Origin of the sequence: Neptuniibacter sp. UBA6509 (assembly GCA_002435145.1) — a bacterium.
Taxonomy (GTDB): Bacteria; Pseudomonadota; Gammaproteobacteria; order Pseudomonadales; family Balneatricaceae; genus Neptuniibacter.
On record DJLT01000122.1, the window covers coordinates 20,117 to 34,504 of the forward strand.

Annotated in this window: 13 protein-coding genes and 1 tRNA gene; 7 read left to right on the forward strand and 7 right to left on the reverse strand. The window is 44.0% G+C overall.

Annotation, left to right across the window (positions count from 1 at the left end; translation table 11 throughout):
- Positions 1-139: 139 nt before the first annotated feature.
- From B4K11_RS16395 to B4K11_RS16415, 5 genes are read left to right on the forward strand one after another with little or no spacing between them, the layout of a single operon-like run.
- Positions 140-1,762, forward strand: a complete 1,623-nt coding sequence (locus B4K11_RS16395; protein ID WP_292950272.1) for a class I SAM-dependent DNA methyltransferase — start codon at positions 140-142, stop codon at positions 1,760-1,762.
- On the forward strand, positions 1,762-2,991 hold the full coding sequence (locus B4K11_RS16400; protein ID WP_292950273.1) for a restriction endonuclease subunit S: 1,230 nt from the start codon (positions 1,762-1,764) through the stop codon (positions 2,989-2,991). Before B4K11_RS16395 ends, B4K11_RS16400 begins: the two co-directional genes overlap by 1 nt.
- 8 nt (positions 2,992-2,999) lie before the next feature.
- Positions 3,000-3,554 carry a DUF6933 domain-containing protein gene (locus tag B4K11_RS16405; protein ID WP_292950274.1) on the forward strand — a complete coding sequence of 185 codons (555 nt, stop codon included), beginning with the start codon at positions 3,000-3,002 and terminating at the stop codon, positions 3,552-3,554.
- Positions 3,555-3,584: 30 nt separating this feature from the next.
- Positions 3,585-4,727: an NYN domain-containing protein gene (locus B4K11_RS16410; RefSeq protein ID WP_292950275.1), complete on the forward strand. Its 1,143-nt coding sequence runs from the start codon at positions 3,585-3,587 to the stop codon at positions 4,725-4,727.
- Between the two features lie 24 nt (positions 4,728-4,751).
- Positions 4,752-7,943 (forward strand): type I restriction endonuclease subunit R, encoded by a 3,192-nt coding sequence (locus B4K11_RS16415; protein ID WP_292950276.1) that lies wholly within the window; start codon positions 4,752-4,754, stop codon positions 7,941-7,943.
- A gap of 523 nt (positions 7,944-8,466) precedes the next feature.
- On the opposite strand, the gene B4K11_RS16420 is transcribed toward B4K11_RS16415, so the two are convergent.
- The 4 genes from B4K11_RS16420 to B4K11_RS16435 all read right to left on the reverse strand — a co-directional run bounded on the left by B4K11_RS16420 (position 8,467) and on the right by B4K11_RS16435 (position 10,812).
- Positions 8,467-8,748: a hypothetical protein gene (locus B4K11_RS16420; protein WP_292950277.1), complete on the reverse strand. Its 282-nt coding sequence runs from the start codon at positions 8,746-8,748 to the stop codon at positions 8,467-8,469.
- A 30-nt stretch (positions 8,749-8,778) separates the two neighbouring features.
- A complete protein-coding gene (locus B4K11_RS16425; RefSeq protein WP_292950278.1) occupies positions 8,779-9,450 on the reverse strand; it encodes a response regulator in 672 nt (223 codons plus the stop codon).
- 97 nt (positions 9,451-9,547) lie between these two features.
- On the reverse strand, positions 9,548-10,000 hold the full coding sequence (locus tag B4K11_RS16430; RefSeq protein WP_292950279.1) for a response regulator: 453 nt from the start codon (positions 9,998-10,000) through the stop codon (positions 9,548-9,550).
- Positions 10,001-10,110: 110 nt separating this feature from the next.
- Positions 10,111-10,812, reverse strand: a complete 702-nt coding sequence (locus B4K11_RS16435) for a DNA-binding protein (RefSeq protein WP_292950280.1) — start codon at positions 10,810-10,812, stop codon at positions 10,111-10,113.
- A 137-nt stretch (positions 10,813-10,949) separates the two neighbouring features.
- Here B4K11_RS16435 and gap point away from each other — a divergent pair, with 137 nt between their 5' ends.
- The gene (gap, locus tag B4K11_RS16440; RefSeq protein ID WP_292950281.1) at positions 10,950-11,969 is read left to right on the forward strand and encodes a type I glyceraldehyde-3-phosphate dehydrogenase; all 1,020 of its coding nucleotides are present in this window, start codon (positions 10,950-10,952) and stop codon (positions 11,967-11,969) included.
- Between the two features lie 24 nt (positions 11,970-11,993).
- Here the strand turns inward: gap and B4K11_RS16445 are convergent, their stop codons facing one another.
- The gene (locus B4K11_RS16445; protein WP_292959464.1) at positions 11,994-12,569 is read right to left on the reverse strand and encodes a hypothetical protein; all 576 of its coding nucleotides are present in this window, start codon (positions 12,567-12,569) and stop codon (positions 11,994-11,996) included.
- A gap of 517 nt (positions 12,570-13,086) precedes the next feature.
- Between B4K11_RS16445 and B4K11_RS16450 the strand changes: the two genes are divergently transcribed.
- Positions 13,087-13,533, forward strand: a complete 447-nt coding sequence (locus B4K11_RS16450; protein WP_348703099.1) for a tyrosine-type recombinase/integrase — start codon at positions 13,087-13,089, stop codon at positions 13,531-13,533.
- Positions 13,534-13,537: 4 nt separating this feature from the next.
- On the opposite strand, the gene B4K11_RS16455 is transcribed toward B4K11_RS16450, so the two are convergent.
- Both B4K11_RS16455 and B4K11_RS16460 read right to left on the reverse strand, forming a co-directional pair.
- Positions 13,538-14,110, reverse strand: a complete 573-nt coding sequence (locus B4K11_RS16455) for a hypothetical protein (protein WP_292950283.1) — start codon at positions 14,108-14,110, stop codon at positions 13,538-13,540.
- A 162-nt stretch (positions 14,111-14,272) separates the two neighbouring features.
- Positions 14,273-14,359: transfer RNA gene (locus B4K11_RS16460), tRNA-Leu, on the reverse strand.
- Between the last annotated feature and the right edge of the window lie 29 nt (positions 14,360-14,388).

Consider the following 14,388-nt stretch of genomic DNA (forward strand, 5'->3'; position numbering starts at 1 on the left):
TAAAACCTAAATTTCTCATATCAGCGAGTTATGTATTTGTCCTATGGGCTTGTAGTACACTGATTTATAATTAAAAAGAGGCAGCGGACGCTTCAACTTCTTACCGCTGTTTCTGTACCTATGTAAGTAAGGAACAGCAGTGTCTGATTTCAAAAAGATTGAACAGTTAGAAAAGCGCCTATGGTCTGCGGCAGATAGTTTACGAGCGAACACGGGGCTTACCGCACAAGAATATTCCCGCCCGATTCTGGGGCTGATCTTCCTGCGATATGCAGAGTTCCGTTTTGAAAATGCTAAAGCTAAGCTGGAAGGTCAATCTAGCCGCCGCCGTGGTGGGGATATCAAGAGCCGTATTCAGGCAGAAGGGGCGATGTATGTACCTGATGAGGCGTTGTACTCCAATCTTCTGAAACTGCCAGAAAGCACTAACATTGGCCTGAATATCAATGAGGCAATGAAGGCTCTGGAGGCAGAGAATGAAGCCATTAAAGATGCGCTGCCTAAATCCTATACCCGTTTTGATAACACCATTCTGAAAGACCTGTTGAAGAACTTTGCCGCGATTGATTTTGGGATGGGATCAGATGTATTCGGGCGTATCTATGAGTACTTCCTCAATGAGTTTGCCAAAACCGAAGGTCAGGGCGGTGGTGAGTTCTTCACACCCTCTACCTTGGTACGTTTGATTACCGAAATCATCGAGCCTTACCACGGCAAGGTGTTCGACCCTGCTTGTGGTTCTGGCGGAATGTTTGTGAGCTGTGCGAACTTCGTTGAGGAGCACTCTTTATCTCAGGGGCAGTCATCTCAAGAGCAGAGAGATGCTTCGGATGAGCTATCTATCTTCGGTCAGGAGAAAACAGGGGATACGGTTCGCCTCAGTAAGATGAACCTTGCTGTACATGGTTTGCAAGGTGATGTTCGTGAAGGTAACTCCTACTACGAAGATATTCATAGCTGCGCGGGTAACTTTGATTTTGTAATGGCTAACCCGCCATTCAATGTTAATGAGATCCAGAAAGATCGTTTGGTTGATGACAAGGCTCGCTTCCCATTCGGAATGCCACGTACCGATAACGGTAACTACCTTTGGATTCAGATGTTCTATGCGGCGCTAAACGAAAAGGGCCGTGCAGGTTTCGTTATGGCGAACTCTGCCAGTGATGCGCGTGCTTCTGAGCAGGATATCCGCCAGCAATTGATCGAAGCCAAAGCCGTGGATGTAATGATCGCGGTGTCCAGCAACTTCTTCTATACCGTAACCCTGCCATGCTCACTCTGGTTCTTTGATAAAGCCAAGAAGGGCACAGATCGGGAAGATAAAGTTCTATTTATCGATGCCCGACATATCTTCCGTCAGGTGACCCGCGCGGTACGTGATTACACTAGTGAACAGCTGAATTTCATCGCCAATATCGTACGCCTATATCGTGGCGAAGGTGTCGATAATATCTATCTAAATCAGCACCATGAAGAGGACAACAGCGGTGACTGGGCGGTTGATAAACACTTTCCAGAAGGACTGTATCAGGATATTACTGGGCTATGTAAGGTTGCAACGATTGAAGAAATCAAAGAGCAAGGCTGGTCTCTTAACCCAGGGCGCTATGTTGGTGTCGCCGCTGGTGAGGAGGAACACGACGAGGACTTTGCAATTAAACTAGAGGTTCTTCAGGAAGAGCTGGAAGTATTGAATGCTGAAGCGCATGAGCTTGAGCAAATAATTTCCAAGAACTTAGTTAAAGTCTTGGAGAATACTTAATGAGTGCAACAATAACCGTACGCATATCTGATCTTGGGACCGTTATTACAGGAGGGACTCCTCCAACAAAGAAAAGAGAGTTCTACGGTCAAAAGGTTCCATTGATCAAGCCTACAGATATGAATTTAGGGCAAAGATATATAGGAGATACTGAAGAAAGCTTATCGGAAATTGGGATTATTAAATTTAAAAAAAAGCTTGTCCCTGCTAACACTCCTTGCGTCGTTACAATTGGGACGATCGGAAAATCTTGCCTCACTAAAGAATTGAGCTTAGTTAATCAAGCAGTTAACTGTATCGTTGTTGATCGAGAAAAATACGATTACATGTACATTTACTATTTGATGCAGCTAACTATTCCAAAAGTTAGAGCTCTAAATAGTGGTACTGCCTCTGGGCGGGAAAATGTAAGTAAAAGCGCGTTTGAATCTATTGAGGTAGACGTTCTTCCGCTTAAAGAACAGATGATCGTAAGTGGTATTTTATCCTCTTATGATTCACTTATAGAAAACAACAACCGTCGTATCGCTATTCTGGAAGAAATGGCTCAGTCCCTCTACCGAGAGTGGTTTGTGAAACTCCGTTTCCCAGAGCATGGCCAGAGCCAGATGGTGGAATCACCGCTTGGGCTGATCCCTGAGGGGTGGGAGGTAAAACCGTTACATGATTTAGCATGCTATTTAAATCGTGGCATTGCTCCAAAATATTCTGATGATGCTGATCAGTTCGTTATCAATCAGAGATGTATAAGGAACTTCAAACTAACTCTCAATAATGTAAGAGGAAACATCAAAAAGGTTCCCGAGGATAAAATAATTCAATATGGCGACGTATTGGTAAACTCTACAGGAGTTGGAACTCTAGGGCGTGTTGCACAGGTATTGATTCACGATAAAAATTTAACAGTCGATACTCATGTAACTATATTACGCCCATCAAATGACATAAACGTTGAGTTTTGGGGAACATGCCTAGAGCTTTTGCAGCCTCATTTTCAAAGGTTAGGTGAAGGGGCGACAGGACAGACTGAACTTAAAAGGCAGCTCATTGGTGAAACTAAAATTATAGTACCTTCATTACTTTTGAGGGATCAATTTTCGACAATCACCCAGTCAATGAAAAAGCAGATACAAACACTCCTTCATAAAAATGAAAACTTAAAAAAACAACGTGATCTCCTGCTCCCTAAGTTGATCAGCGGCCAGATCGACTTGAGCCAGGCAGAGTAAGCCACAGCATGATTATTCACTGCACTCAGAAGCTATCAGCCAAACTAAAGAGTGCTGGCCATGCGGTAAGTAAAACACCGCTGGCTTCTGGGCAGTGTTCAAATAGGACAAAGAACTCTATTGGCTCATGGCATGCCAATATCACTACCATTCAGCGCCGCCAGTGTGTGGTGTTCTGCCATGATCAAACCCGTTTTGCTCTGGTGATGATTGGCGCAACGGTAAAGGAGCTTAAAGCAATCGATTACTGGTTTAGTGATCTGTTAGTGAACACCTTGCTGAAAGCTGGTGTTGATCCTGCCCTGATTGAAGAGACCTGTCAGCAGCTTCCTGCTCTGCAATTCGATACGGCATGCGATCGCTCAGTGCAGGGCACACTGAATCAATTAATTCAGGAGCTTGAATGGACTGTACAGTATGATGGCATCTCAGTAATGGATCTGCCGATCTACAGCACCTGTGTGAGATTAAGCAAGCGCCCTTGTCGTATCAAGGGCATGAAAGAAAGCGAGTGTTTCTGGCCAATTGAAGAGATGACTAAGCTACTGCAATCTATGAATTAGCATGCTTTATACGGATAAGGACAACAGCACATGGATAAAACGAAAATAGCGATATTCGTTGATGTGGAGAATCTCACTCAATGGGTAAAAGAGGACAGGCTAGAGAAGCTCGTAAATAATCTGAGTGAAGAGGGCCGTATCGTTACCCGTAAAGCTTACGGTGTTTGGAGTAGTCCTCACATACAGAAATTACAGTCTCCATTGAATCGACTGGGTTTCGATCTGGTTCATAGTTTCCACCCTGTCAGTGGCAAGAACTCTGCGGATATTCAGTTAACGATGGATGTTTTGGAAAACGCTATCCGTGTTACGGATATCGAACAGATTGTGCTGGCAACGGGCGACTCTGATTTCTCACCGCTTTTCCGCCGCTTGCGAGAGATGGGTAAAGAGGTGCTCGGGGTAGGGCCGCGTTCGCCGTTGAGCGAAAGCGTAAAGTCCTCCTGCACACGTTATATCTATACCGATATCGCAGAGGAGCAGGATGCCCAGTCTGAGCTCAGCGAAGTAAGAGCGCTGGTTGAAGAGCTTTTAGAGGCGAATGCCGAGCCTATGCCACTCAGTGCTATCAAAAACACACTGATGACACGCGACAACGCTTTTGATGAGCGTAGCTGGGATTACCCCAACTTTTCTGCCTTTATGCGTGACATCCCTAATCTGGATATCTATCAGGCTGAGAATAAAACTCACTGGATGGCACAGTTTAATCCAGCAGCCCTAGACAAATCAGCTGAACAGTCCACGGATATTACTGAGCAATACCGTAAGTTTCTACGCAAGATGAACTGGCCTTTTGCCTCGTATAACTTAATCGTTAATTTGCATAGCGCTCTGCTTGGTACAGAACCCATTGAGGTGTCCGACCTTAAAGAGAATCTAGTCCAGCGAGTATCGCCTGAAAAAGGGCAAAAGCTTATGCGAGGTGCTACTGCGAGCGATATTCGTAAAGGTTTGGCTACGCTATTAAAAGCTCAGTTGTTTGAAGTAACTGAAGATCAGCAAGGGAACAAATACTGGCAGTATAAAGGCTCACCAAATTATCTTGATGCAATAAACAATGCCGCTATTGCAAGGGTAAAATCAGCATGTGATAAAGATGGTGTGAGTTTTAACCAAAACCAGTTGGAACCACTGCTTTATCCTGTAGTGAGCAATGAAAAAGCACTGTAGGCATGTGTTAGGGAATATGGATAGATGACATACACAGAAGATGGATTAATTGAACAACCCGCCATAAACCTGTTCGGCCAGCTGGATTGGGAAACAGTTACCTGCTGGGAAGAAACCTTTGGCGAGGAAGGCAAAGCTGAAGGGCAGCAAATAGGCAGGGAAACCCGTTCGGATGTTATTCTCTATAGCCGTCTGCGTAGTGCTCTAAGTCATCTTAATCCTGAAATTCCAGCACGTATTCTACAAGAGGCCATCGATGAGATAGCACGTGATCGTAGTGCGATGAGCCCTATTGCGGCGAACGAAGAGGTCTATGCGCTCCTAAAAGATGGATATGACTACATCAGCAATGCGGAAGACGAAGAGGACTGCACCGTTCGCTTTATCGACTGGCAGCAACCAGATAAGAATGATTTTCTGCTGTGCAGCCAGATGACTATCAGCGGCGAAATAGAGAACCGCCGCCCTGATCTTTTAGGCTTTGTGAACGGCCTGCCTTTGCTGTTTATCGAGCTGAAAGCCAGCCATAAAGAGTTGATTAATGGCTACAAAGATAACCTTAAAGATTACCGTAACACTATTCCGCAACTCTTTGTATTTAATCAGATAATTATTATCTCAAACGGCATTCAATCCCGAGTGGGCACTATCTCCAGCCAATGGGAGCACTTTGCCGAATGGAAGAAGATTGAGTCTGAATCTGAGCCTCGTAAAGTCAGTTTAGAGGTGGTTATTCGTGGCGTGTGTGAGCAGAACAGACTACTGGATATTATTGAGAATTACGTTCTTTATGTTCGCGCCAAAGAAACCATCAAAATTGTAGCTAAGTACCACCAGTATCTGGGTGTTAATCAGGCACTGCTTGGATTGGATTCTGTCGAACAGAAGGCAGATGCAAAGCTATCAAAAGGGCAGCTGGGTGTTTTCTGGCATACCCAGGGCAGCGGAAAAAGTTTCTCAATGGTGTTCTTTACCCGTAAAGCCTTTCGTCGTTTCACGGGAAACTGGACCTTTGTCTTGGTAACTGATCGAACTGATCTGGATGATCAGATCTATAAGACGTTCAATTCCACAGGCATGATTACAGAGGCCTGTCAGGCTGATTCAGGTACTGAACTTAAGCAATTACTGGCTGAAGATCACCGCTTTGTCTTTACGCTGATCCAGAAGTTTAAAGGTGATGAGAAGGGTGACTACCCTATTCTTTCTAAGCGGGATGACATTATTGTTATCACCGATGAAGCTCATCGTAGCCAGTATGATTCTTTGGCAATGAATATGCGTAAAGCAATGCCTAATGCTTCATTTATGGCATTTACAGGCACGCCATTGTTATCTGGCGAAGAGAAAACCCGTGAAGTATTTGGTGACTATGTATCAACCTATAACTTCTCAGATGCAGTAGATGATGGCGCGACTCTGCCTCTCTATTATGAAAACCGTGTTCCCGAAGTCACATTGCTGGCAGATAACATTGGTGAACAGATAGCAGAAATTCTGGATGAAGCAGATCTAACTGATGAGCAAGAATCTAAGCTAGAAACAGAGTTTGCCAAACAGTACCACATCATCACCCGCGAAGACCGCCTTGAAGAGATCGCTGAAGACCTGGTTAACCACTATATAAACCGAGAGCCCTTTAAAGATGGCCGAATAGGTAAGGCAATGGTGGTTTCCATTGATAAAGCCACGGCTATTCGTATGTATGGCCAGGTTCAGAAGGCATGGAAGAAGAAGCTATCAAGTCTTCAGCTACAGGCAAAACACCTGTCAGGCTCCCGACTAACCAGAATTGAATATCAGATTGAGCATATGCAGTCTGCTGACATGGCGGTGGTAGTGTCAGGCGGACAGAACGATGATGAAAAACTGGCTAAAGGTGGCCTGGATTACAAAACCCATCGGGGACGCTTTGTTAAAGAGAAGCTGGATGAGAAGTTTAAAGATCCCGATGATGATCTAAGAATTGTGTTTGTTTGCGCCATGTGGCTAACAGGCTTTGATGCACCTTCGGTTTCGACTCTGTATATCGACAAGCCTTTAAAAAGCCACTCGCTGATGCAAACCATTGCTAGAGCCAACCGAGTTTACCCAGGTAAACCTGCGGGTCAGATCGTTGATTACATCAATATCTTCGGAGCACTACAGCATGCGTTAGGCCTTTACGGGGGCGGCGTTGCTGAAGAGCAGGGGACTTATACGGTTGATACCCCTGCCAGGGATAAGTCAGAGCTGCTTTCGGCGCTTAAAACAGCGTTCACTGATCTGGTTATCTATCTGAAAAAATGCGATATCGACCTACAAGCTATTATCGATGCACCTGCAACAGATTTCACCAAGCTAACACTGCTTGATGAAGCGAGTGAGATACTGCTGAGCCCTGAATATAAAGAAGAATTTGTGGCATTTCTAAGGCAGATAAACCGCATCTTTAAAGCGATATTGCCTGATGACAGTGCAACTGAATACACGCCACACCGTATTGCCATTAACGTTATCTATAAGCAGATGCGTGAGAAATCAGGCCTCAGCATTGATGACGAAGATGTATTAGATGTGGTTCGTAATCAGGTGAATGAATTGCTGGATGAATCCATTGAAACCATCAATATAAACAGCAACTTGCCAGAACCTATTAATATCGCAGGTATCGACTTTGATGCACTGGCAGAGATGGTTTCGCGCATTACCAACCCTAAGCAGTCTGATGCAGAGCGCCTGAAGAACATCATAGAACGAAAACTGCAGCCAATGGTGATGCGTAACCGCACACGCCAGGACCTGCAGCAGAAGTTCATGGATATGATCGAGGAATATAATCTCGGTGCCTATAACGCAGAGGAGCTGTTCAGAAGGCTTGAAGAGTTTATTCGGGAACTGAATGAAGAAGATAAACGTACCGTTAAGGAAGGCCTTAGCGAGGAAGAGCTGGCTATCTTCGATCTGCTTCTTGAAGATGTAACGCTGTCAGATAAAGAACGTACACAGGTAAAAGTTATCTCTAAGATGCTGATTGATAAAATGCAGGACGCTCTGGTGATTGACTGGCGCAAGAAACAACGCACCAAGGCTAAGATCAAAAACTTGATCGAAGAGGTCTTAGACGAGCTTCCAGAAGCTTATGATGATGACCTGTGGCCCAAAGCGTGCTCAGAAGTATTTATGCACGTTTATGAGAAATACCCAGGTCAGGGTCAGAGCGTTTACGTACATTAATCACCAATAAGCCAAAAGAGCAGCGTGCGCTACGTTGTTCTTTGCGACACTTTACCAACGAAAAACTATTTTGCGGCGTTCTCCGCACGAAGGGCAAACAGCCCAAAATCAAAAAGTATCAGCCTTAATTTGAAACTAGGTTTTTCCTGGCAGCTATAGGACAGCCGCAATGGCATGTACCAGTAGGGCTAGGAGGTTTCAAGTGTGGTTGATATCGAGTATCAGTATCAACCTTAAACATCACTATGTTAAATCCATAGATAAATACGTCACTAGGCAGCTGTGTTTAAAAGAGTAGAACAGCTTATACATAGAAACTTATTCTATTTAACATAATATATATTATGCGAATATTGAAATAAGACATACGAGGGTGCTTAAGATTAGCTAGCACTTACAATATCAAACTTATATTGGAGGTTTTAATGATGCTCTAGTGTGGTTTTCGAAGGAAATCAGCGCCGGTCGCATACTTTGCTTAACGAGCTTATATGCTGCCGGCATCACAATGATGTAGGCGTCGCTACGCGCGCGAGATGGGATTTTCTGCAGACTGATAGCTACAAAGAAGCGCAGGATGAAGCTTTATGAACTCACCTGTCACATCGGACTCAACAACAAGTCTTGAAGGCTCTGGCGCCATGCAGTGAACTTTGGCAACCACTTCGTAAGCCTGGTATTTGTGAAGCTTGCAGCGATTAGATTCATATAGATCAGCATCTAACATGACGCTATCCCCAATATCTATCTCATTCCACAGAAGCTCAGTTTCCATATGTAGCTCTGTATAATCTAAAACGCTCATAGAGGTCGCCCTGCTAGTGAAGGATACCCTTTAAGCTTGGACGATATTGTGGCGAATTGCGAGGTGAACTAACTCAGAATTATTACTTATTGTTAGTTTTCGGAAAATATTTGTTCTGTGGGCATGAATAGTTTTGGGACTAAGGAACATCGATTCTGCTACTTGTGCAACGGTTCGACCTTCAGCCAGTAGCGCAAATATCTGCAATTCTCGCTTAGTAAGACTAGCAATAGATCCGGCGCCAGAGGCTGCATCACCACTGATTCTCAAGCGAATATCTTCAGTAATATACTCTTCGCCGTTGTGAATTGCCTTTACAGCTTCAAGCAGCTCATCGGGAGCACAGCGCTTAGTTAGGAAACCCTTAGCGCCTGCATTAATTACATGAGCCGGAAATGGATCAATTTCCATGGCTGTAAGCACGAGAACTTTAGCTTTCGGATCATAAGAGAGTATTCTTCTGATAGCCTCAAGACCACCGTTTAGGTTATTAGCCGCCTCATCGGCCTGCGAATCTGCAGGCATATTGAGATCCATTATGACAACATCGGGGCTATGGCTTGCATACATATCGCACGCGGACTGACCGTTATCAGCCTCGCCTATGATCTGAATACTCTCATCAGAGATAAGCAAACGCTGAAAACCCGCCCGCACAAGAGGATGATCATCAACAAGAAGTATTTTGATGGGTGACGTCATATATAACCGTTACTTACCAATGGATCAGCTTCATTTAAGAATAGTGATAATACAGCTAAATCATTAATTTGGCTTTAAAACTTTCGCATCGACTTTACTATACATCTTCAGCATCAGGGAGAATTGCATCCGCCCCTTTATAGACGTTATGGCAATTAATATCGAGCGCGCCCGCACTAGAAATCTCTTCTTGCGGAATTTTAGCAGGTAGTGCTACAAGCTCATCACTATACCCAATAAGCTGTATTCCTTCATTTTTACAGTGCTTCAGAACTTTCTCTAAAGCTTTTATGACCGTAATTTGGCGACTATTTAGCTGATCGCTATTCTCGGACTTATCTTTAGGCTTACTTGTAACCTGCCTAATAGCATAACCACCTTCATCTAAAAGCTGTATTGTTACGTTTTTAAGCCTCTCACCAATGAGCAGCTGCTTTGAGCGTATAAAGGTCTCATCATCTTGACAGCAGACGGCATCCTCTGGCCCACACTCTTGAAGCGCATCAAGAATAACGACATCTTCAGCATTAAGGTTTAAAACTATATCCATATCAATTAGATGCTCATGAAAGTGAGGTATTTACTTTGCAATAAATTGGCGTAGCAGGTTCTGTGCATTGTGTATACCAAGATAGCATTTGACGCAGTATATCTACAGTATTAGTTATTATTAAACTTAAGTGATTCAAGTTCAGCTTTGAGTTTCATGTTTTCATATAGCAACTCTGACTTATCATTAACAAGCTGTTCTAACTGCTTGTTTATACGCTTGGATTCTTCCTTGAGCGTTCTGTTAATTACTTGCAGCTCAATATATTCATCAATGTCATTTGAGCCCCTAGAAACTACCTGCATCTGCTTCAGTTCTCGATCCAGCTTCTCGCTAGCGGACTGAAGTCCAATAATCTGATTTTCCTGCTCAAATACGCGCCCTTGCAGAGCAAGCTTCTGCTCTCCTTGCTTTTCATTTTCTTGAAGTAATCTCAAGCATTGCGCCCTAAGCTCCTTCAGTTCCTCTTGGTCTCCTCCTGTTGATGCTTTTTGCTCTTTAAGCTTTTCTCTATAGTCTAGCTCAAGCTCAACCCGCCTCTCCTCAAGCTCCCGCTCTGAATACAGAAGAGCTTGAGCCCATAACTTACTAGCCATCTCGGCAACAGGATCGGGGAGCATTGGATGACTTGTATTGGCCTTAAACCTGTCACCCAACTCCTGCCACCATGCATTTAATGCCTTATTAATCGTCGTGATAGAGCCGCTACCTAGTCGATCCCTTACATTCTGCTGAGTTGGGCGAATACCTTCTTTAAGTAGCTCGTCAGCGACAGCCTTTGCAGCCGCCTGCGTATCACCTTTTTTCTTCATTTTAGTATCCAATATGTATCGTATGATACATATTGGATTATCCTTTCCGCTTGGTCAAATATTTTAAGGGCGCTTTTATGCATTAAGCCAGAAACTGAGCTAGCCTAAAAAGGAGATATGGTACAAGGAGTTATCTTATGAGTATCCGTATAGCGATTAATGGCTATGGCCGCATTGGCAGAAATATCCTTCGGGCTATTTATGAATCAGATCTTGATAATGAACTAGTGGTCGTTGCTATCAACGACCTATGCGACCCTAAGGTGAGCGCCCACCTAACTGAGTACGATAGCGTCCATGGTCGGTTTATGCATAAGGTTACCGCAGGAAACAGCAGCCTAAAGATCAAAGAGCAAACCATTAAGGTTTTTCAAGAGAGGGATCTTACTACCCTACCCTGGGCTGAATTGGACATCGATATCGTATTTGAATGCACCGGCTTATTCACCCAGAAAAGCGATGCCATCAAGCATATTACCAGTGGAGCCAAGCGCGTTTTAGTATCCGCCCCCACGCGCGATGCTGATGCAACGGTAGTTTATGGCGTAAACCATGAGACTCTTAGAGAAGAGCACCTGGTGGTTTCAAATGCCTCCTGCACAACCAATTGCTTGGCCCCTGTTGCTCAGGTTATCAATAACGTTATTGGAATTGAATCAGGCCTGATGACTACTGTGCACGCCTACACCAACGATCAGCATTTAACCGATGCTTTTAGTGGGGATCTATATAGAGCAAGAGCTGCCGCCTCCTCGATCATCCCAACCCAAACCGGTGCAGCCTCCGCTGTAGGTCTTGTGCTTCCAGAGCTAAACGGAAAGCTCGCCGGGATGGCCCTAAGAGTACCTACAAGCAATGTATCTCTTGTCGATTTAACATTTCTACCCTCTAGACCTACAAGCACGGAAGAGATAAACAGCTTAATGCTCGATGCATCTAAAGGATCTCATAGCCATGTAATGAGCTATAACAGCGAGCCGCTTGTATCGATTGATTTTAATCACCAGTCAGCATCCTGCATATTTGATTCTACGCAAACAATGGAGCTTGCCGGCCAAATTAAGGTATTCGCCTGGTACGACAATGAGTGGGGCTTTTCCAACAGGATGCTTGATACCGCGCGACATATTGCCCGCATTGGAGGCTTGGCTGATTAGGTATTCGCTGATGTATCTATTTGGCTATTTGAGATACTTAATACTGGAAAGATAGAGATCCATGCTATTACATGCGTCTGGGTTTTTTATCTTTTCTTCAAGTTGATCTTTAATACTGTCAGGTATGCTTTCAACCTGTGTCGCAGTAACGATCTGAAACTTCTCCTGAACCAAGTACGAAGGATTGTAGCGAGAAACTTGTATGTAGGTCATACCCTGCTCATCTACTGCAGCGTAAGAGATCTTGGAGAATCGATTAGCATCCAAATCCCCAACTATGTAACCTGAATCGCAATCAAAGCGATTAAAATTACTCGATCCAACAGCAGTAGGCTCAAGCACATCAGTAGGATCTGCACCATCCAAAATAGCTTCTACCTCTGGCTGACTATCCTTAATAATCGAGGCAACAGATGCGACAGGATCCTGGCCACTTTCGCTCCCAGCTAGATAGTCAATGTCAATAGCTCTAAATGCCTGACTACCAATCACGATAGCAATAGCAATAACGAGTACGCCTTTTGTCATGTTGCTCATCTGCTTTCTCGCATACTTGCCCGCCCAGAAATGACGCTTTAGATTAAAAGTATAGCAGCTCATTTCGTATTCACTGGTTAACTTAGCGGCACTTTCTTAAAATCACTCTTTTTTATTAAGGGTATTCATGTGCAACTGCAATGTAAGCCACGAAGTCAAACAATGTAATTGTACCAAAGTACACTATATAAGGGCTTGCAAGATGTATTTAAAACAAGAAGATTTAAAATTATTATCTTTATTTGAGAATATTATTATGAATTATTTGCAAAAAATTAATTAGAATCATGAGTGCTTTTGCGATGCTTCTTGACGCTTGCGAACTGCGATTACGAGAGGAGAATATGCCTGTAATTTCTAACGCTTATGCTTAAAGACACATAGATGCTGCGATACTGATATCACATCACAAACCAAGCGATTGGTCTTCTTTACGCTTTTTTTCATATACGGGTAGATAGATAAACGCAGGCAAGTTACAAGTAATTCCTGCAAAGATATTCGCAAGTTCACAGAAAAGAGTCGTAATAGATACATCACAGATGAAGAATACAACGCAATCTAAGAATGCGGCGAGCCGATTGTTCAAGCAGTACTAGAAATAAGCTACTGCTGTGCAGCTCGAGTAGGTGACGTGCTAAACCTACAAGCCCACCAGCTAACCGATGAAGGTATATTCATCAAGCAAGAGAAAACCGGAAAGGAACAAATCAAATCGTGGTCCCCTCGCCTCCGAGCCGCTATCGATCTAGCCCGCTCAATACAAAAGGCCCGCTCAGTGAATCGAGTCGTCGCAAACGAACGCGGCACTAAGCTATCTTATGATGCCTTTCGCCATCGTTGGAACAAAGCAAAGAAAGCAGCCCAAGCAAAGCACCCCGAAATGAAATTTGATTTCACCTTCCACGACAATAAAGGAAAATCGATATCAGACTACGAAGGAGATAAGCAAAAATTCTCCGGCCATAAGTCACACCAGATGGTAGCAACCTATGACCGTAAAACGGATGTGGTGGATACACACTAAACAACTAAATTCCGGCCAAAGTGCTAGCAGCACTATGAATTCCCGTATAGAACATGGAATAGGAAGCGAAAACAAATCCCGCCGTTAGAATATTAAGAGCATGGCCGACAAATCCCCACGCCTTAGCATATGCAAACTGGCATAGGTAAGTCCCACCTGTAGCCATCGCAGCATATAGCACCCCCGTACAAAACATAATAAGCGCACCTGAAATATCTCCGGCTATAGAGAGCTCTTCAGAACCAGTCCAAACCTTTCCAAGAAGAGCTAAAAGCGCCAAAGCGGCGCCGCCGTTTATTATTAGGCTGGCCTTAAGTGCGGCCTGCCCTGCAGTTATAACAGACCTAAACATTTCATTTTCAGATTGAGCTAAATTATTGGCGTGCGCTATATTTCTATCATTAGCTGCCTTGAAGTCTTCTATGGCTATAGCATGCTCTCGATCACTGTCTTTAAGGTCATCCTCAAGATATGAGAGATAATCCTTCAGACCGTCAATGGAAACAGAGGTTTGACCTGTGCTTTTTGCATCATCTATAGCTGAATTGATCGTCTGCAATAACTCTTTAGAATTCATACCTATTCCTTGAAATCTGTATCAAACAATACACATCCAAATAGGCTACAAAACCACTGTATAAAATGAAAGGTGTTTTCTGAGGTCGGGAATTTAGAAGGGAATAAATAACAAAAAACCCCGAAAGCTAGTGCTCGCGGGGCTTAAAGTGCACCACCAAAGTGGTGCCCGGGACCGGACTCGAACCGGTACAAGCTTGCGCTCGGGAGATTTTAAGTCTCCTGTGTCTACCAATTTCACCACCCGGGCGAAAGATGGAGGCGCGGGTCGGAATCGAA